The organism is Streptomyces sp. NPDC052114, from assembly GCF_040680155.1.
GTDB lineage: Bacteria > Actinomycetota > Actinomycetes > Streptomycetales > Streptomycetaceae > Streptomyces.
The window spans coordinates 690774-708681 of sequence record NZ_JBFAWC010000002.1 but is presented as its reverse complement, the minus strand read 5'-3'; the positions used below and the strand labels follow the sequence as shown (position 1 = coordinate 708681).

At 72.4% G+C, this 17908-nt stretch carries 15 protein-coding genes; 7 read left to right on the top strand and 8 right to left on the bottom strand.

Annotation, left to right across the window (positions count from 1 at the left end; translation table 11 throughout):
• Nucleotides 1–198: 198 nt before the first annotated feature.
• From AB0L89_RS06700 to AB0L89_RS06685, 4 genes are all read left to right on the top strand, one after another.
• A complete protein-coding gene (locus AB0L89_RS06700; protein WP_365135358.1) occupies nucleotides 199–1167 on the top strand; it encodes an ABC transporter permease in 969 nt (322 codons plus the stop codon).
• 1 nt (nucleotide 1168) lies between these two features.
• Complete coding sequence (locus tag AB0L89_RS06695; protein ID WP_365135355.1) at nucleotides 1169–2068, top strand: ABC transporter permease; 900 nt, start codon at nucleotides 1169–1171, stop codon at nucleotides 2066–2068.
• The gene (locus AB0L89_RS06690; RefSeq protein ID WP_365135352.1) at nucleotides 2065–4212 is read left to right on the top strand and encodes an ABC transporter ATP-binding protein; all 2148 of its coding nucleotides are present in this window, start codon (nucleotides 2065–2067) and stop codon (nucleotides 4210–4212) included. Before AB0L89_RS06695 ends, AB0L89_RS06690 begins: the two co-directional genes overlap by 4 nt.
• Before the next feature lie 90 nt (nucleotides 4213–4302).
• Nucleotides 4303–5985: an ABC transporter family substrate-binding protein gene (locus AB0L89_RS06685; RefSeq protein WP_365135349.1), complete on the top strand. Its 1683-nt coding sequence runs from the start codon at nucleotides 4303–4305 to the stop codon at nucleotides 5983–5985.
• 59 nt (nucleotides 5986–6044) lie between these two features.
• Here AB0L89_RS06685 and AB0L89_RS06680 read toward each other — a convergent pair whose 3' ends face one another.
• Nucleotides 6045–6884: an NAD(P)H-binding protein gene (locus AB0L89_RS06680; protein WP_365135347.1), complete on the bottom strand. Its 840-nt coding sequence runs from the start codon at nucleotides 6882–6884 to the stop codon at nucleotides 6045–6047.
• Nucleotides 6885–6976: 92 nt separating this feature from the next.
• Here AB0L89_RS06680 and AB0L89_RS06675 point away from each other — a divergent pair, with 92 nt between their 5' ends.
• The gene (locus AB0L89_RS06675) at nucleotides 6977–7348 is read left to right on the top strand and encodes a helix-turn-helix domain-containing protein (RefSeq protein ID WP_365135344.1); all 372 of its coding nucleotides are present in this window, start codon (nucleotides 6977–6979) and stop codon (nucleotides 7346–7348) included.
• A gap of 395 nt (nucleotides 7349–7743) precedes the next feature.
• Here the strand turns inward: AB0L89_RS06675 and AB0L89_RS06670 are convergent, their stop codons facing one another.
• Nucleotides 7744–8625, bottom strand: a complete 882-nt coding sequence (locus AB0L89_RS06670) for an SDR family oxidoreductase (RefSeq protein ID WP_365135341.1) — start codon at nucleotides 8623–8625, stop codon at nucleotides 7744–7746.
• Between the two features lie 215 nt (nucleotides 8626–8840).
• Between AB0L89_RS06670 and AB0L89_RS06665 the strand changes: the two genes are divergently transcribed.
• On the top strand, nucleotides 8841–11558 hold the full coding sequence (locus AB0L89_RS06665) for an AAA family ATPase (protein ID WP_365135338.1): 2718 nt from the start codon (nucleotides 8841–8843) through the stop codon (nucleotides 11556–11558).
• 94 nt (nucleotides 11559–11652) lie between these two features.
• A complete protein-coding gene (locus AB0L89_RS06660; protein ID WP_365135335.1) occupies nucleotides 11653–12093 on the top strand; it encodes an SRPBCC family protein in 441 nt (146 codons plus the stop codon).
• 12 nt (nucleotides 12094–12105) lie between these two features.
• Here AB0L89_RS06660 and hypE read toward each other — a convergent pair whose 3' ends face one another.
• From hypE to AB0L89_RS06630, 6 genes are read right to left on the bottom strand one after another with little or no spacing between them, the layout of a single operon-like run.
• Nucleotides 12106–13140, bottom strand: a complete 1035-nt coding sequence (hypE, locus tag AB0L89_RS06655; RefSeq protein WP_365135332.1) for a hydrogenase expression/formation protein HypE — start codon at nucleotides 13138–13140, stop codon at nucleotides 12106–12108.
• On the bottom strand, nucleotides 13137–14237 hold the full coding sequence (hypD, locus tag AB0L89_RS06650) for a hydrogenase formation protein HypD (RefSeq protein WP_365135331.1): 1101 nt from the start codon (nucleotides 14235–14237) through the stop codon (nucleotides 13137–13139). Before hypD ends, hypE begins: the two co-directional genes overlap by 4 nt.
• The gene (locus AB0L89_RS06645) at nucleotides 14234–14890 is read right to left on the bottom strand and encodes a CBS domain-containing protein (protein WP_365135330.1); all 657 of its coding nucleotides are present in this window, start codon (nucleotides 14888–14890) and stop codon (nucleotides 14234–14236) included. The genes hypD and AB0L89_RS06645 overlap by 4 nt, the downstream gene beginning before the upstream one ends.
• 17 nt (nucleotides 14891–14907) lie before the next feature.
• Nucleotides 14908–16239, bottom strand: coding sequence for a nickel-dependent hydrogenase large subunit (locus AB0L89_RS06640; RefSeq protein ID WP_365135327.1), 1332 nt, complete (start codon nucleotides 16237–16239; stop codon nucleotides 14908–14910).
• Nucleotides 16236–16994, bottom strand: coding sequence for an oxidoreductase (locus tag AB0L89_RS06635; RefSeq protein WP_365135324.1), 759 nt, complete (start codon nucleotides 16992–16994; stop codon nucleotides 16236–16238). The genes AB0L89_RS06640 and AB0L89_RS06635 overlap by 4 nt, the downstream gene beginning before the upstream one ends.
• A 55-nt stretch (nucleotides 16995–17049) precedes the next feature.
• On the bottom strand, nucleotides 17050–17856 hold the full coding sequence (locus tag AB0L89_RS06630) for an FAD/NAD(P)-binding protein (RefSeq protein WP_365135321.1): 807 nt from the start codon (nucleotides 17854–17856) through the stop codon (nucleotides 17050–17052).
• Nucleotides 17857–17908: the final 52 nt, after the last annotated feature.

The window sequence follows — 17908 nt, the reverse complement described above, 5'->3', positions numbered from 1 at the left end:
TCGTGGCAGAACCGGCCAAACCCTGGTGTGGCCGCCTAGGTACGGACCAAGCTGACATTCGCCCCTTCCGTGGCGCCGTTCCGTACCCACACGCCCGTAGAAAGCTCCACCACACATGTACTCGACCTGTCTCTCCGGCGCCGTTCCGGCGCGTCCCACGTGTGTGGTGAGGGGGCGGTCCGCGCCGTGCGCTATGTGATGCGTAAAGCGGCCGGCTGGCTCCTGATGATCGTGGTCGCGACCAACGCCACGTATTTCCTGGCCAGTTGGTTTCTGGACCCGCGGTCGAACTTCAAGGAGCTGCGGCCCGTCCGTACCGATGAGCAGATCGGCCGGGCCCTCGCGCCCTACAACCTCGACCCCGGCGTGCCGGTGGTGCAGCGGTGGTGGAACTGGCTCACCTCGGTGACCCTCGACTTCGACTGGGGCAAGTCGCCCACCGGTGTCTCCGTCAACGGCGAAGTGGGCTACCGCGCCCTCGTCAGCGCCGAGTTGGTCGTCATCGCGACCGTCCTGTCCGTCGTGATCGGTGTCGCGCTCGCCGTCTACACCGCCGCGCGCCAGTACGGCCTGGCCGACCGCGTCTCGCAGGCCGTCTCCATCGCGGTGTTCAACGTCCCGACGTCCGTGGCGGCGCTCGCCGTGGTCTTCGTCGCCATCTGGCTCAACCAGCACGCCGGGATGGACTTCCTCTACGTCGCCGGGGAGAACTCCCCCAACGTCGAGGGGCTGCTCCCGACGATCGGCGACCGCCTCCTCCATCTGATCCTGCCGACGCTCACCCTGACGCTGATGGGCTACGTGGGCTACCACCTGACACAGCGTTCACTGCTGCTCGACACGATCAACGCCGACTTCGTGCGCACGGCCCAGGCCACCGGACTCACCCGCAGCCAGGCCGTCCGCAGGCACGCCCTGCGGGCCGCGCTGATCCCGACGGCGGCCTCCGTGGCGTTCAGCGTGCCCGCCATCTTCACCGGAGCCGTCATCACCGAGACGATCTTCGGCTGGAACGGCATGGGCCGCTACTTCATCCAGACCATCAGCAAGAACGACGTGCACGGAGCGGTCGCGACGGCCGCGTTCGCCGCGGTGCTCACCGCGATCGGCGCGATCCTCGCGGACATCGCCACGGTCTTCCTCGACCCGAGAGTGCGGGTGAACTGACATGGCGACAGCGACCGAACCCGTCCGGCCCCGCAGTGACCTCGGCCGCGGCCGGCTCTATCTGCGACGCTTCCTGCGCAACCGCCTCGCCGTCGCCGGCGTCGTGATCTTCGCGCTGCTCGTGCTGTTCAGCCTCTTCGGCGGCCTGTTCACGCCCTACACCCACACCGACGCCGACTTCGCCGCCCTCACCCAGCCGCCGAGCGAGGCGCACTGGTTCGGCACCAACCAGGGCGGCAACGACATCTACGCCAGTGCGGTGCACGGACTCCAGCGCTCGCTGGTGATCGCCGTGAGCGTGTCCGTCCTGACGATCGTCGTCGCCGCGGTCATCGGGTCGAGCGCCGCGTACTTCGGCGGCCGGGTGGAGCGGCTGACGCTCGCCGTCATCCACTTCCTGCTGATCGTGCCCTCCTTCCTCATCCTCGCCCTGGTCTCCAACCGGCTGGCCGGTGACTGGCGCGTCCTCATCGTCGTGCTGACCGTGTTCGGCTGGATGTCCACCGCCCGGGTCATCTGGTCCGTCTCGACCTCGCTGCGCGAGCGGGACTACGTGAAGGCGGCGGAGTTCATGGGCGTCCGCCCGCTGCGCATCATCCTGCGCCACATCATCCCCAACCTCGGCTCCCTGCTCATCGTCAACCTGACGCTCGGCGTCGTGGCGACCGTGCTCAGCGAGACCGCCCTGTCGTTCCTCGGGTTCGGCGTGCAGACCCCGGACGTCTCCCTCGGCACGATGCTCGCCGACGGGGCGACCACGGTCACCAGTGCCCCCTGGCTCTTCGCCTTTCCCGCGGGCCTCGTCGTCCTGCTCACCGTGTCGATGACCTTCATCGGCGACGGACTGCGCGACGCCCTCGACCCCACCTCTGTGACCGGCGCGGCGGGAGGCCGACGATGACACTCACCACCCCCCTGCGCGACGCGGTCTCCCCCGCCGGCGCGACCCCCGTGCTCTCCGTACGGGACCTGCGGATCTCCTTCCCCTCCGAGACCGGGCCCGTCGAGGCGGTGCGCGGCGTCAGCTTCGACCTGCTGCCGGGCCGCACCCTCGGCATCGTCGGCGAGTCGGGATCGGGCAAGTCCGCCACCGCGATGGGCATCATGGGCCTGCTGCCGCCCACGGCCGACCTGCGCGGCCAGGTCCGGCTCGGCGACCAGGACCTGGTCGGACTCGACGACCGGGCGCTGTCGCGGGTACGGGGCAAGTCCATCGGCATGGTCTTCCAGGACCCCCTGTCCGCGCTCACCCCCATCTTCTCCGTGGGCAGACTGCTGTCCGACGCGCTGCGGGTCCACCAGGACCTGAGCAAGAAGGCGGCCTGGGAGCAGGCCGTCGAACTGCTCGACCTCGTCGGCATCCCCGACCCCCGCAACCGGGCCTCGGCCTTCCCCCACGAGTTCTCCGGCGGCATGCGCCAGCGCGTGGTCATCGCCATGGCGATCGCCAACCGGCCGAGCGTGCTGGTGGCCGACGAGCCCACCACCGCGCTCGACGTCACCGTGCAGGCGCAGGTCCTCGATGTCCTGCGGCTCGCGCAGCGGGAGACGGGCGCCGGGCTCGTCCTGATCACCCATGACCTCGGTGTCGTGGCCGGCCACGCGGACGACGTCGCCGTCATGTACGCGGGCCGCTTCGTGGAGAAGACGGACGTGCACGCGCTGTTCCGCCGGCCGACGATGCCGTACACCGCGCGGCTGCTTGCGGCGGTGCCGACCGTGGACGGCGGGGTCCGTCGGCCTCTCGTCCCGATCGGCGGGGAGCCGCCCGCCCTGTCGGGCCTCCCCGACGGCTGCCCCTTCGCGAGCCGGTGCGCCGTCGCGCTCGACGCCTGCGGCTCCGAGGAACCGGAGCTGCGCGAGGTCACGGGGCACGGGGACGTGGCCTGCCTGCGCGCCGCGGAGATCGCCGCCGGGACCCTGGACCCGACCGGAGGTGCCGCGCCGGTCGACCGGGAGGCGGCCGCCGATCGCCCCGAGCGGGGCGACGTGGTGCTGCGCGTCGAGGACCTCGTCAAGACCTTCCCGGTCACCAAGGGCGCGTTCATCAAGCGCCGGGTCGGCACGCTGCACGCGGTCAACGGGGTCAGCTTCGAGCTGCGTGCCGGAGAGACCCTGGGCCTGGTGGGCGAGTCGGGCAGCGGCAAGACGACGACGCTGATGGAGATCCTGCGGCTGCGGCAGCCGGAGGGCGGCAGGATCGAGATCGCGGGGACGGAGATCGGCGCGGCGGCGGGAGGGAAGGCCGGGGCGTCACCGGCATCCGGGCCGACCGCCGCCCACGGCACCCCGGCCGGTTCCGGCGAGCGTGCGCGCACCCTGCGGCACGACGTACAGATCGTGATGCAGGACCCGCTGGGCGCCCTGGACCCGCGGCTGCCCGTGTACCAGCTGCTCGCCGAACCCCTGCGGGCCGTGGGCCGGGACCGTGACGCGATCCGGTCCCGCGTCCACGAACTGCTGGAGCTCGTCGGTCTCGACTCCTCGGTGAGCACCCGCTTCCCGGCCGCGCTCTCGGGAGGCCAGCGCCAGCGCATCGGCATCGCCCGCGCCCTGGCCACGGACCCGAAACTGCTCGCCCTCGACGAGCCGCTCTCCGCCCTGGACGTATCGGTGCAGGCCGGGGTGATCAACCTGCTGGTCCGGCTCAAGCATGAGCTGGGGCTCGCCTATCTCATGGTCGCGCACGACCTCGCCGTGGTCCGCTACGTCTGCGACCGCATCGCGGTGATGTACCTGGGGCACATCGTCGAGACCGGCGACACGGAGACGCTCTTCGCCGACCCGAAGCACCCCTACACCCGGGCACTCCTGTCGGCGATTCCCCTCCCCGACCCGGAGCGTGAACGCACCCGCGAACGGATCGTCCTGAAGGGCGAACAGCCGGGCGCCACGGCCCTGCCGAGCGGCTGCGTGTTCATCGACCGCTGCCCGTTGTACCGCCTCGCCGACGAGGACGTACGCGAGCGCTGCCGCACGGAGCGCCCCGCGCCGAGGTCGGCGCCGGGGCAGCCGGGCCACGCGTACGCCTGCCACGCGGCGTGACCGGCGCCCCGCCGTTAGGGCCTCCCACGGCCCCCCATGGACCACCCACTCCCACTCCACGTCACACCTTCGACTCAAGGACCCACTCCCATGCGCGCAAGACTGGCCCTGCCCGTCGCCCTCATAGCAGCCATCTCCGTCACCGCCACCGCGTGCCAGTCCTCGTCCGGTGACGGCGGCGCGGGCTCGGACGCGAAGAACACGCCGTCCGCCGCTTCGGGAGCCGCCGACTACAACCCGACGCCGTACGACAAGCTCAAGGACGGCGGCACGTACACGACGGTGGGTACGTTCGACGATCAGGGCAACCCGTTCAACGTCAACGCCACGCTGACGGCGTCCCGGGTGTGGGGCTGGTACAACGCGGACGCGATCACCTTCTCGCCGACCGGTGAGGTGCAGTACAACCCGGACTACTTCAGCGACGTGAAGGTGTCCGTCGAGGGCGGCGACCAGAAGGTCGTCCTGACGATCAACAAGAAGGCCGCCTTCAACGACGGAACGCCGATCGACTGGACCGCGATCAAGGCCACCTGGAAGGCCAACAACGGCTCGGACAAGGACTACGCGGCCTCCACCACGGACGGCTACGACCAGATCACCGAGGTCGCGCGGGGCAAGGACGACAAGCAGGCCGTCATCACCTTCAGGGGCGTCAACGCCTCGTGGCCGAGCCTGTTCACCACGTTCCTGCACCCGAAGGCGGCGAAGGTCGACAACTTCAACAAGGCGTACGTGAAGAAGGCGCACCCCGAATGGGGCGCGGGGCCGTACACGGTCGGCAAGTGGGACACCCACTCCGGCAACATCACCTTCGTCCGGAACCCGAAGTGGTGGGGCAAGAAGGGCAAGCTCGACAAGCGCGTCTACGTGAACCTGGAGTCGACCGCGGCGATCAACGCCTTCAAGAACGGTCAGCTCGACTACGTCTCCGCGGTCGACGCCGAGAGCCTCAAGCAGGTGAAGGGGCTCAAGGGCACCGAGATCCGCAGCGGCGGCAGCCCGTTCGGGTACGCCCTCAACTTCAACACCAAGTCGTCGCTCCTCGGGGACAAGGCGGTGCGCAAGGCGATCCAGGAGAGCATCGACCGCACCCAGATCGCGCGGATCCAGTTCCAGGGCCTGGACTACAAGGAGCCGCTGCCCGGCTCCGGTCTGCTCTACAGCTTCCAGAAGGACTACGAGGACAACGTCGCCGCCGTCCTGAAGTACGACCCCGACGAGGCGAAGAAGGGACTCGACGCGGCGGGCTGGAAGCCCGGGAGCGACGGGATCCGGGAGAAGGGCGGCAAGAAGCTCGAGATCGGCTACACGATCCTGGGCGACGACCCGCTGGACAAGGCCACGGCGGGAGCCTTCGCCGCGATGCTCAAGCCGGTCGGTATCCGCCTGAACATCAAGAAGGCCGACGAGGCGGACTTCTCCAGCATCCTCAGCGAGCGGAAGTTCGACCTGTTCCTCTCGGGCAACCGCTCCATGGATCCCTACGGGGCCCGCTACCTGTGCGAGATGTACTGCTCGGACCGTGACTCCAACCTGACGGGTGCCGGGTCCCCGGAGCTCGACAAGGAGATCCGCGCCACGGCGGACATCGCCGACCTGGACAAGCAGGCCGCGGCGGCGAACAAGGTCGAGCAGAAGGCCCTCCAGGACTACGCCCGGCTGCCGCTGTTCAGCGGCCCGTCGACGTACAGCGTGAAGAAGGGCCTGGCCAACGTGGGCGCGACCATCTTCCACAACCCCCTGCCGGAGACGGTGGGCTGGGAGAAGTAACCCCGCTGCCGCCGGGGCGGCCTCGTGCGGTCGTGGTCGCGCGAGGCCGCCCCGGCATGTCAGCGGAAGGCGGCGATGTTGCGGGCCACCCAGTCGCCGAAGGAACGCGGAGCGCGGCCGAGAACGCGTGCCACGTCCGGGCTGATCCGCAGTTCGGCCGAGTTCGGGGCGGCGATGATGTCCAGGGTGTCGTCGGCGAGTTCCGCCGGCACGAACCGGGTCATCGTGGCCCTGGCCTCGTCGCGGGTGAGTCCGTGGAACCGTACGGGCGAGCCGAGCGCGGCGGCGATCGCCTCCGCCTGCTGACGCGGCGTGATCACCTCCGGGCCGGTCAGCTCGTACACCCCGCCGGCGTGGCGGTCGTCCAGCAGGCAGGCCGCCGCTACCTCGGCGATGTCCGCCGGGTCGACGACCGGCACCCCCACGTCGCCGAAGGGCGCGGCGACCGTCCCTCGCCTACGGACGGACTCCGCCCAGGCCAAGGCGTTGGAGGCGAAGCCGCCCGGCCGCAGGACGGCCCAGTCCGGGCCGGACGCCCGGAGCGCGTCCTCCACCGCGCGCATCGCGACCCGCGACGGGCCGTGCGGCCTGGTCGCCACGCCCTGCGAGGACAGCAGGACGATCCGGCTGACCCCACGGGCCGCGGCCAGTCCGATGAGGTCGGACGGCCTGGCTCCGGGGGCGTGCAGGTCGCCGGAGAGCAGGAGGAACAGCGCCTTCGCCCCGTCCAACACGGGTGCGAGGCGCGTCGGTTCGGCCAGGTCGGCCGTCACGTGACGTACTCCGTCCGGCAGCGCCGCCGCGTGCCGCGACACCGCCGTGACCTGTTCGCCCGCCTCGGCCAGGGCCTGTGTCAAGGGTCGGCCGATGTTTCCGGTGGCCCCGGTCACCACGATCATTTCTGACTCCTAGTCCGTTGTGCGTTACGGCAGTTGACGCTAGGAGGCGGGCTTACTTTCCGTAAGGACATACCCAGAGGTAAGCTCCGGACATGGAGGAAGGTGCGCAGCTGAAGCAGGCCGAGGCGGGCCGCCGGTATGAGGTGTTTCACACCGACTGCCCCGCGCGTGACGTGGTCGACCACGTGACCAGCAGGTGGGGCATCTGGGTGCTGATCTCCTTGCGGGGCAACGACCTTCGGTTCTACGAGCTGCGCGACGGCATCCGGGGCATCAGCGAGAAGATGCTCGCGCAGACCCTGCGCGCCCTGGTCGAGGACGGCCTGGTCTGGCGGGCCGTGGAGCCGACGACGCCACCCCAGGTCACCTACGGGCTGAGCGAGTTCGGCCGGGACATCAGCGAGCCGCTGACGGACTTGTTCGACCGGATCACGCGCCAACTGCCGCCGCGCGAGCCGCAGTAGAGCGGCCCGACCGACCGGGCAGGCAGGCGGACAGGCAGCGAAGGGCGCCCTCTGGGGCAGCGGGCGCCGTCCTCGCGTACCGCGCCCCAGACGGTGAAGCGCACCGCTTCCAGCTGAAGGTTCTGCTCCATGGGACTGCCCCCGTCACCGGTGTTGCGCACCCGTAGCCGCACCGTGGCGGTGTCACCGGGGTCGACGGTCGTAGAGGCGGGTTCCAGGGAGGTCCAAAGGCTCACCCGACGACGCCAGGAGAGGGACGCGGGCCCCGTCAGGAGCCTCCCGGGCGGGCCCGCCTGTCCGAACAGGCAGCCACCGTGCCCGCCTTGAGCATGCTCCCGGGCGGTGGGGCGGGCCCGTGGCCGTGGCCGTTCACCCTGCTTCGTTTCCCTCGGCGTTCACCGGGCTTCGTTTGCCGTGGTGGTCTCCGCCGGAGTGAACGCGGCGGCGTGGTCGTGGGCGAAGTCCGTGACGTCGCGCGCCGGTCGTCCGGTCAGGTCGGGGACGGAGGTGTGCACCTCGGCGGCCTCGCCCCGGGCGTAGTGGGCGTAGTCCTCGACGAGGCCGTCGAGCTGCCACGGCGGGAGCACTCCGCTCAGCGCGGCGGCGAACCGGTCGGCGGGCACGTCGCGGAAGGCGATGTCCCGCCCGGTGGCGGCCGACAGCGCCCGGGCGATCTGGTCGTGGGTCACGGCGCGCGGTCCGGTGAGCGTGTAGGTCCGGCCGGTGTGGCCCGTGCCGGTCAGTACGGCCGCGGCGGCGTCCGCGATGTCCCTGGTGTCGATGGCGCTGACGGCGGCGTCGCCGATGGGCGCGGGGAGGAAGCCCTGCGCGATGGTGCCCGCGAGGCCCAGCAGCGCCTGGAGGTAGAGGTTGGGGCGCAGCACGGTGTGGTCGAGCCCGAGCTTCGCCAGGTGTGCCTCGACCTCGGCGTGCCAGCGCAGGAACCGCACGGGTGAGTCGGCGCGGGCGGCGTACTGCGAGAGCAGCACGAGCCGGCGCACCCCCGCGTCGCGGGCGAGGTCGGCGAACCGCGTCTGGAGCTCGGCGGCGTCGGGCGCCGACGGGCTGTTGAGGAAGGCCGCGTCGACGCCGTCCAGCGCGGCGGTGACCGAGGCGGGATCCCGCAGGTCGGCGACGACGTTCTCGACGCCGGGGACGGGGCGGCCGGCGTCCCGGATCATGGCACGGACGGTGACCCCGCGGGTCCGCAGGGCGGAGACGAGGTCAGAACCGACGGTTCCGGTCGCACCGGTCACCAGCACGGTGGGTGTGTTCATCGTTGTGTCCCTTTCTGAAGTGCGGCGTACGCCCTTTGCTGTCGGCGGCCGCCGTGGGGAGTCGGCGTACGTCCGGTGGAACCGGCGTGTGCCTTCTCGGCACCGCGTCGCCGATGCCCCGACGATCCCCCTGGACCGGCCCCGCTCGCGTCGGTGACCATCACCTAATCGCGCCGGTGCCCTGCGGTGCCGGCCGCGCCGCTAGGGTTTTGACCATGCCCATGACGTTCCCCCGCCCGCTCGTGGGCCGGCACGACGAGATCGCCCGCCTGCGCGCCCTCCTGGACGCGGCGGAACGGAGCGAGGGCGGTGTGCTCGTCCTCCGTGGCGAGCCGGGCATCGGCAAGAGCGCGCTGCTGGACCACGTCCGGCGTACGGCCGCCCCGTCGTTCCAGGTCATCCGCGCGTCCGGGGCGGAGTTCGAGGGTGAACTGCCGTTCGCGGCACTGCACCAGCTGTGCCTGCCGGTCCTTGCGCACCTCGATGCGCTCGCGGCTCCCTACCGCGACTCCCTCCTGGTCGCGTTCGGGCTGGCCGACGGCACGCCCGACACGTTCCGCGTCGGCCTCGCCGTGCTCGACCTGCTGGCGATCGCCGCGGCGGAACGCCCGCTGCTGTGCGTCGTCGACGACGCACACTGGATGGACGCCGCCTCGGCGGGAGCGCTCACGTTCCTCGCGAGGCGCGTCGCGGCCGAGCCGATCGCGATGGTGTTCGCGGCCCGCGACAGTGGCACCGCTCCCGGCCTCGACGAGCTGCCCGCGCTGGCGGTCGACGGCCTGAGCGACACCTACGCACGCGCGTTGCTGGCCGAGGAGAGGACCGTGACGCTCGACGAACGGGTACGCGACCGCCTGCTGGCCGAGGCCCGGGGAAACCCACTGGCCCTGATCGAGCTGCCGAAGGCGGGTGGCTTCGCGCTGCCGACGCCGTCGCCGGTGGCGAGCCGGATCGAGCGGAGCTTCCGCGCCAGGACGGCGCAACTGCCCCTGGACGCACGGCTTCTGCTGACTCTCGCGAGCGCCGACCCCACCGGCGACCCGGGGCTGCTGTGGTCGGCCGCGCGACTGCTGGACATCGACGTGCCGGCCGCGAGCGCCGCCGCCGAGGCGTCCGGGCTGATGCTGTTCGGCACGCGCGCCCGGTTCTGTCACCCGCTGGCCCGTTCGGCCGCCTACCATGCGGCCGAACCGGCGCGGCGCCAGGCGGCGCATCGGGCGCTGGCCGACGCCACCGACCCCGTCGCCGCCCCGGACCGGCGCGCCTGGCACCGCGCGCAGGCCACCACCGGACCGGACGAACAGGTCGCGGCGGAGCTGGAGTCGTCGGCGTCGCGCGCCCAGGCTCGTGGGGGCGTGGCGGCCACCGCCGCGTTCCTGGAACGCGCGGCGGAGCTGTCGCTCGACCCCGCCAGGCAGACCGAGCGCACGCTCGCGGCCGCGCGGGCCACCCTCGCGGCGGGCCGGGCGGACGCGGCGGCCGACCTGCTGACGTCCATAGACGTCGCGTCACTCGACGATCTCCGGCAGGCGCCCGTCGACCTGCTGCGCGGGCAGATCGCCTTCGTCCAGGGCGCGGACGGCGCCGTCCGGGGGCCGGAACTCATCCTGCGGGCGGCGCGACGGCTCGCCGCCGACGACCCCGCACGCTCGCGTGAGTGCTTCGTGGCGGCACTGGAGATGGGGCTGGTCGTGGGACGGGCCGCGGGGGTGATGGACCGGGTGCTCGACGCGGCCCGCTCGGCGCCCGCTTCGGCGGGACCGCCGGATCTCCTCGACGCGCTGGTGCTGCTGAGCACCGAGGGGCACGACGCCGGGGTACCGGCGCTGCGGCGCGCTCTCACCGACGAAAGCGCCGACGGGACGGCCGGATGGACGCGGGCGCCGGCGTTGGCCACGGTGCTCGCGGGCGAACTGTGGGACATCGACCTGCACGCGACGGTCGTCGACTGGCTGGTGGGGACCGGGCGGGACACGGGATCACCCCTGACCATCCGTCTCGGCCTGGCGCAGGTGGCCCTGTCCGCGGTGCTCACCGGCGACTTCGGGCGGGCGATGGCCGCGATCGCCGAGGAGGAGGCGATCGCCGACGCGGTCGGCGATCCGCCGCAGCTCTACCCGAGAGTGCACCTGGCGGCGATGCGCGGCCGCCGCCAAGAGGTCCTCGACGTGTTCGCCGAGGTGACGAGCAGGCCCACCGGACAGCTGACCGCGAACGCCCACTGGGCGACCGCCGTGCTGTACAACGGCCTGGCCGACTACCCGGCCGCGCTCGACGCGGCCACGCGCGCCGTGGCGGGCGGCGACCTCTTCCTCACCGGTTTCGCGCTGCCCGAACTGGTGGAGGCCGCGGTCCGGTGCGGCGAGCACACCGTCGCGCGGTCGGCGCTGGACTCCCTGGTCGAGCGCACGGAGCCCGCGGGGACCCGGTTCGCCCTGGGCGTGGCGGCGGGCGCGCGGGCTCTGGTCAGCGATCTGGAGGACGACCACCGGGAGGCGCTCGACCACCTGACGGGCAGCCGGCTGGTCCTGCACATCGCGCGGGCCCACCTGCGGTACGGGGAGTGGCTGCGCCGTGCGGGACGCCGTCGGGACGCCCGCGAACAGCTGCGTACCGCGCACGACCAGTTGTCGGGGATCGGTCTTGAGGCCTTCGCCCGGCGGGCCGCGGACGAGCTGCGCGCGACCGGGGAGGTGGCCCGCAGCCGCTCCGGACACACCCACGACCGCCTGACCATGCAGGAGATGCACATCGCGCGCCAGGTCGCGGCGGGCGCGACGACGAAAGAGGTGGCAGGGCGCCTGTTCCTCAGCCCGCGCACGGTCGACGCCCACCTGCGCAACATCTTCCGCAAGCTCTCCATCACCTCGCGCAGGCAGCTCAGGGACATCCCCGACCTCGGACAACGGCAGCAGTCGCCGGACAGCGCCTAGGTGATTCCCGCCGACGCGAACCGCGTCGAGGCCGCGCGACCGTGTCCGGTGACACACGAAACCCGCTGTTCCTGACCCGGGAGAAGGTACGCGCATGATCACCGGAATCGACGGCACGGCACCGGTCGTGGTGCGCCGTGACCTCGTCGTCGGCGCACCCCCGCGACGCGTGTGGCAGCTGCTCACCGAGGTGTCCTCGTGGCCGCACTGGCAACCCGACATCAGCGCCGCGGCGGCCGAACTGCCTCTCGGGGCGGACAGTACGTTCCGCTGGAGCACGGGCGGGCTGGACATCGAGTCCACCGTGTACGCGCTCCGGCCGCCGCGCCGGATCCTCTGGGGCGGTACGGCCCACGGGATCACCGGCATCCACCTGTGGACCCTCGACGCGGTCGGTCCCTCGACGCACGTGCGCACCGAGGAGTCGTGGGACGGGGACCCGGTGCGCGCCGACGTCGACGGCATGCGCGAGGCCCTCGGCGCGTCCCTTGAGGCGTGGCTGGGCCACCTCGGAAGGGCCGCGGAGAGCTCCTGAACGCCGGCCGTCTCAGCAGATGCGCGGGAGTTGTTCGCCGAGCGGCAGGTCGACGATCCGGCGTGCGCCGATCAGCGTGCGCAGTTCGACGCGGGCCGGAGGTGCCGCGGTGCAGTGTCCGATGCGGACGGCGCCGGCCCCCTCCGGCCGGGCGCGGAGCGCGGCGAGCGCCGTGTCGGCCACGTCCGCCGACACGAAGGCGACCAGGCAGCCTTCGTTGGCGACGACCAGGGGGTCCAGGCCCAGCAGGTCGCACGCCGCGGCGACGGCCGGGGGAATCGGCAGGGCGCCCTCGTCGATCTCGACGCCGACCCCGGCCGCGTGCGCGATCTCGTTGAGCGCGGCCGCCAGCCCGCCCCGCGTGGGGTCGCGGAGCGCGTGGACGGCGCCGCCGCAGGGCGCGAGGGCCCGCACGAGGCGGTGGAGCGGGCGGCTGTCCGAGGCGATGTCCGTCTCGAAGCCGAGCCCTTCGCGGGTGGACAGGACGGCGGTGCCGTGCAGCCCGATCGGGCCGGACAGCAGGACGGCGTCGCCGGGTCGGGCCCCGGCGGCGGAGGGCGACAAACCGGGGACGCGGCGGCCGATGCCGGTCGTGTTGAGGAAGAGCCGGTCGACGGCGCCCCTTCCCACGACCTTGGTGTCGCCGGTGACGACCGGGACGCCGGCTTCGCGTGCCGCTGTGCCCGCCGAGTCCAGCACGGAGCGCAGCTCCGCCAGCGGCAGTCCTTCTTCCGCGATCACCGCGAGGGTCAGGGCAAGGGGCAGCGCACCGCGCATGGCCAGGTCGTTGACCGTGCCGTACACGGCCAGGGAGCCGATGTCCCCGCCAGGGAAGGCCAGCGGGCTGACCACGAACGAGTCGGTGGAGACGACGAGTTCGCCGTCCCCGGGCAGCAGGGCCGCGTCTTCGAGCGGGCCCTGGTCCTGACCGCCCAGAGCGGGCAGGACGAGCGTGTCGAGGAGCTCGGAGGTGAGCCGGCCGCCCGCGCCGTGGCCCAGCTGGACCAGGTCGTGCTCACCGCGCGGGAGGGGGCAGTCGGGGTTCATGCCTGGGGGCTCCCGGTTCGGCCGGCGGCGTGGAAGGCGGCGCAGGTTCCCTCGCTGGAGACCATCGGGGCGCCGAGCGGGGTGCGGGGCGTGCACCGGGTGCCGTAGGCGCGGCAGTCGGTGGGCAGCCGGGCGCCGGTGAGGATGGCGCCCGCGATGCATTCGGGGTCCTCGGCGGGAGGTGTGGCGTCCGTCCCGAAGCGGCGGTTCGCGTCGAAGGCCGCGTACTGGGGGGCGAGTTCGAGGCCGCTGGCGTGGAGCGTGCCGATGCCGCGCCAGGCGCGGTCCGTGACCCGGAAGACGCGGGCGAGGACCTTCTGGGCCTCGGTGTTGCCCGTGCGCCGCACGGCGCGCGCGTACTGGTTCTCCACCTCGTGGCGGCCCTCTTCGAGCTGGACGACCGCCATGAGGATGCCTTCGAGCAGGTCGAGGGGTTCGAAGCCGGTGACGACGACCGGCACCCGGTGGCGCGCGGCGATGGGCTCGTACTGCGTCCAGCCCATGACGGCGCACACGTGCCCGGCGGCCAGGAACGCCTCGACCTCGCACTCCGGGTCGTCCAGGAGGGCCGTCATCGCGGGCGGTACGAGGACGTGGCTGACCAGGAGCGAGAAGTTGGGCAGTCCGTGCCGGGCGGCGTAGAGGACCGCCATGGCGTTGGCGGGCGCGGTGGTCTCGAACCCGACGGCGAGGAAGACCACTTCGCGGTCGGGGTTCGCCTCGGCGGTGCGCACGGCGTCCATCGGGGAGTACACCACGCGCACGTCCGCGCCACGCGCGCGCAGGGCGAGCAGGTCGGTGCCGGTGCCGGGGACGCGCAGCATGTCGCCGAAGCTGGTGAGGAGCACGCCGGGGCGGGACGCGATGGCCATGGCGCGGTCGAGGGTCTCCAGCGGCGTGACGCAGACCGGGCAGCCGGGGCCGTGGATCATGCGGATGCCCGCGGGGAGCAGTTCGTCGATGCCCTGGCGGACGAGGGTGTGCGTCTGTCCGCCGCACACCTCCATGATCCGCCAGGGGCGCGTCGCCGTGCGCCGCAGTCTCGCCAGCAGCTCCCGGGCCAAGGCGGGATCCCGGTACTCGTCGAGGTACTTCATCGGGGCGGGGTCCTGACGGGTTCGGCGAGGTCCATGCGGACGTCCACGACTCCTTCGACGGTCCGGGCGAGCCGCGCGGCGACCGGGACGAGGCCCCTGTCGTGGATGACCCCGCCGATCGTGACCACGCCTCCTTCGACGGCGACCGTGACGGTGCCCTCCGGGAAGAGGAAGGCCACCACGGTACGGCGGACCTCGTCGGCGAGTTCCTCGTCGGTGCGCAGGAACACCTTGAGCAGGTCGCTGCGGCTGACCACGCCCTGGAGCAGTCCATGGGCGTCGACCACCGGGAGCCTCTTGACGTGGCGCAGGGCCATGATGCGCGCGGCCTGCGGAAGCGTCGTGTCCGGGTGGACGGTGACGGCGGGGCTGCTCATCACCTCGCCCGCGGCCACGCCGCCGGCCTTCGCGAGGTCGGAGAGGCGCCGCAGCTGGTCGAAGCGGGTGGGGTCGCTGTCGCGGAACTCCTCCTTGGGCAGCAGGTCCGCCTCGGAGACGACGCCGATCACCCGGCCCTCGCCCTCCAGGACGGGCAGCGCGCTGACCTTCCACTGTTCCATCAGGGCGACGATCTCCTTGAAGGGGGCCTCGCGGCCCACGGCGACGACGGTGTGGGTCATCACGTCGCTCACGGTGCGCGGAGAGTGGAGCACGGCGTCCTCCCGGCTGGTCAGGTGCGGTCGATGGTCAGGTCGAGGAAGTGCGTGGAGCACGAGATGCACGGGTCGTGGTTGCGGATGGCCCGCTCGCACAGCCGCGTCAGTTCCTCGTCGCTCACGTCGCCTCGCGCGATCGCCGCCTGGGCGGTGCGGCGCAGGTCGTCCTCCATGGCGCCCTGGTTCTGCGCCGTGGGCGGCACCATGCGGGCGTCGGTGACGGTGCCCTCGGAGTCCAGCAGATAGCGGTGGTAGAGCAGGCCGCGCGGGGCTTCCGTCGCCCCGTGGCCGGTGCCCGCGGCGGGCGGGACGTCGGTGTAGGGGCGGCTCGGCGGCTCGTAGGTGTCGATGATCCGCAGCGCTTCGTCGACCGCGTGGACGACCTCGACGGCGCGGACCTGGATCGACCGGTAGGGGTTGCGGCAGACCACGCCCTCGTACGGATCACCGAGTCCGGCCGCGCGGGCCGCCTCGGCCGCCGGCCGCGACAGCCACCGTCCGCTGATCGCGAACCGGGCGAGCGAGCCGGTGAGATGGCGGCGCCCGTCGAGGGTGGAGTGCAGGGCGGTGGAGTGCGGCAGATGCTCCTCGTGGACCCGGTGGAGGAAGGTGTGCAGCGGAAACATGGCCAGTGTGCCGTCGGGGCGCAGCACGGCCGGGGTGCCCGTCTCGATGGCGTACGTTCCCGGGGCGGCCAGCGCGAGCAGGTCGGCGTCGGTCTCGGCGTCCGGGAAGTCGAAGCCGGACACCCAGGCGACGGTGTCCAGGGCGTCTTCCATGGCCCGCCGCAACAGCTGTGCCAGAGGCGCCAGTTCACCTGGGGCCGGGGTGCGGTGGAAGCCGCCGACGCGCACGTTGACGGGGTGGATGGCGCGACCGCCCAGGAGTTCGAGGATCGCGTTGCCCGCCTGCTTCAGGCGCAGCCCCCGTTCGACGTGCGCACGGGCCGTGCGGGCCAGTTCGATCGCTCCGTCGCAGCCGAGGAAGTCGGGGGCGTGCAGCAGGTAGATGTGCAGGGTCTGGCTCTCGATCCACTCGCCGCAGTACAGCAGCCGCCGCAGCGCGCGCACCGCAGGATCGACGACGACCCCGCAGGCGTCCTCGATCGCGGCGCAGGCGCTCATCTGGTAGGCGACCGGGCAGATCCCGCACACACGGGCGGTGATGTCCGGCGGCTCGGTGTGCGCCCGTCCGCGCAGGAAGGCCTCGAAGAACCGCGGCGGTTCGTAGATCCGCAGGCGGGCGTCGGTGACGGTCCCGTCGCGCACGCCGAGGTACAGCGCCCCCTCGCCCTCGACCCGGGAGAGCGAGCCGACGTGCAGGACCCGGCTGCCGCGGTGGGTCATCGGCCCGCCTCCTCCTCGAACGAAGCGGCGTTGAAGGTGCGCAGGAAGCGGCCGGTGTCCCGGTCGTCCATGCCGTCGCGGTGCAGCACCGGGATCAGCGCGGGCAGGTTCACCGACCCCGAGGGCCCGAAGCAGCCGTAGCAGCCGCGTCCGTACGCCGGGCAGATCGCCCCGCACCCCGCGTGGGTGACCGGGCCGAGGCAGGGGGTGCCGTGGGCGACGGTGACGCAGACGGTGCCGCGGCGCTTGCACTCGAAGCAGACGCTGTGGTCCGGCACGTCGGGCTTGCGGCCCGCCAGGAACGCGGTGATGACCTCCAGGAGCTGTCGGCGGTCGACGGGGCAGCCGCGCAGTTCGAAGTCGACGTCCACGTGGGCGGAGACGGGCGTGGAGGTGGCGAGCGTGTCGATGTAGTCGGGGCGCGCGTAGACCGTGCGGGTGAACTCCTCGACATCGGCGAAGTTCCGCAGCGCCTGGATGCCGCCGGCCGTCGCGCAGGCGCCGATGGTGACCAGGCGGCGGGCCGCCTCCCGGATCTCCCGTACGCGGCGCGCGTCGGCGGGCGTGGTGACGGATCCCTCGACGAGAACCAGGTCGTAGGGTCCGGGTGCCACCGCGCTGGACGCCTCAAGGAAGTGGGCGATCTCCATCTGTCCGGCAAGGGCGAGGAGTTCGTTCTCGCAGTCGAGCAGGGTGAGCTGGCACCCGTCGCAGGAGGCGAGCTTGAACACGGCCAGCGTCGGCGGTCCTGCCATGTCGCGCCCCTTTCCTTCCGTTTTCCTTCCGCTTTCCTTCCGTTTTGCTTCCGTGTCACAACTCTCTTATGTGGAGCAGGGGGTGGGCCCGGTCCCAGGTGACGACGGGGCCGTCCCTGCACAGCAGCAGCGGTCCGAGCTGGCAGTGCCCGCAGTGTCCGGTCGCGCAGCGCATGTTGCGCTCCAGGGAGACCCGGATGCGGTCGGCGGGCACGCCCCGGTGCGCCAGGTCGCGGGCGGTCGCCCGGATCATCGGCTCGGGACCGCAGACGAACGCCGTGGTGTCCCCCGGCGTGAAACGGGCCTCGTTCAGCAGCCCGGTGACGACGCCGACGTGGCCCGTCCAGCCGTCCTCGGGCCGGTCGACGGTCACGCCGGTGTACGCCGTCCCCCAGCGCCGCGTCTCGAACTTCGCCATCAGGTCGGCCGGGGTCCGCGCGCCGACGAGGACGTTCAGCCGCCCGTACGGCTTCGGGTCGGCCTCCGCGTGCCGGATCAGCGGGCGCAGCGGCGCGAGACCGATGCCGCCCGCGACGACCACCAGATCGCGCCCGGTGGCCTTCTCCAGCTCCCAGCCGGTACCGAAGGGGCCGCGCAGGCCGAGGACGTCGCCGACCTCCGCCGCGTACAGCCCCTCGGAGACCGCCCCCACGGCGCGGATCGTGTGCGCGAGACCACCGGTGGTGGGTATCGCGCTGGCCGAGAGCGGGATCTCGCCCCGGCCGAACGCCCACACCATCGCGAACTGTCCGGGCGCGAAGACCGGCAGGGGTTCTCCGACCGGCTCCAGGCGCAGCGTGACGGTGTCCGGGGTCTCCGCCCAGCGGGCGACGACCCGGTACGGGACGGGCATGGTGGTCATCCCCGCACACCGCCGCCACAGCCGTGGGGCGCGTGCGGAGCGGGCACGGCCG

Coding starts and splice junctions, on each gene's coding strand:
- AB0L89_RS06700 (WP_365135358.1), top strand. CDS start 199: ATGCGTAAAGCGGCCGGCTGGCTCCTGATGATCGTGGTCGCGACCAAC.
- AB0L89_RS06695 (WP_365135355.1), top strand. CDS start 1,169: ATGGCGACAGCGACCGAACCCGTCCGGCCCCGCAGTGACCTCGGCCGC.
- AB0L89_RS06690 (WP_365135352.1), top strand. CDS start 2,065: ATGACACTCACCACCCCCCTGCGCGACGCGGTCTCCCCCGCCGGCGCG.
- AB0L89_RS06685 (WP_365135349.1), top strand. CDS start 4,303: ATGCGCGCAAGACTGGCCCTGCCCGTCGCCCTCATAGCAGCCATCTCC.
- AB0L89_RS06680 (WP_365135347.1), bottom strand. CDS start 6,884: ATGATCGTGGTGACCGGGGCCACCGGAAACATCGGCCGACCCTTGACA.
- AB0L89_RS06675 (WP_365135344.1), top strand. CDS start 6,977: ATGGAGGAAGGTGCGCAGCTGAAGCAGGCCGAGGCGGGCCGCCGGTAT.
- AB0L89_RS06670 (WP_365135341.1), bottom strand. CDS start 8,625: ATGAACACACCCACCGTGCTGGTGACCGGTGCGACCGGAACCGTCGGT.
- AB0L89_RS06665 (WP_365135338.1), top strand. CDS start 8,841: ATGCCCATGACGTTCCCCCGCCCGCTCGTGGGCCGGCACGACGAGATC.
- AB0L89_RS06660 (WP_365135335.1), top strand. CDS start 11,653: ATGATCACCGGAATCGACGGCACGGCACCGGTCGTGGTGCGCCGTGAC.
- hypE (WP_365135332.1), bottom strand. CDS start 13,140: ATGAACCCCGACTGCCCCCTCCCGCGCGGTGAGCACGACCTGGTCCAG.
- hypD (WP_365135331.1), bottom strand. CDS start 14,237: ATGAAGTACCTCGACGAGTACCGGGATCCCGCCTTGGCCCGGGAGCTG.
- AB0L89_RS06640 (WP_365135327.1), bottom strand. CDS start 16,239: ATGACCCACCGCGGCAGCCGGGTCCTGCACGTCGGCTCGCTCTCCCGG.
- AB0L89_RS06635 (WP_365135324.1), bottom strand. CDS start 16,994: ATGGCAGGACCGCCGACGCTGGCCGTGTTCAAGCTCGCCTCCTGCGAC.
- AB0L89_RS06630 (WP_365135321.1), bottom strand. CDS start 17,856: ATGACCACCATGCCCGTCCCGTACCGGGTCGTCGCCCGCTGGGCGGAG.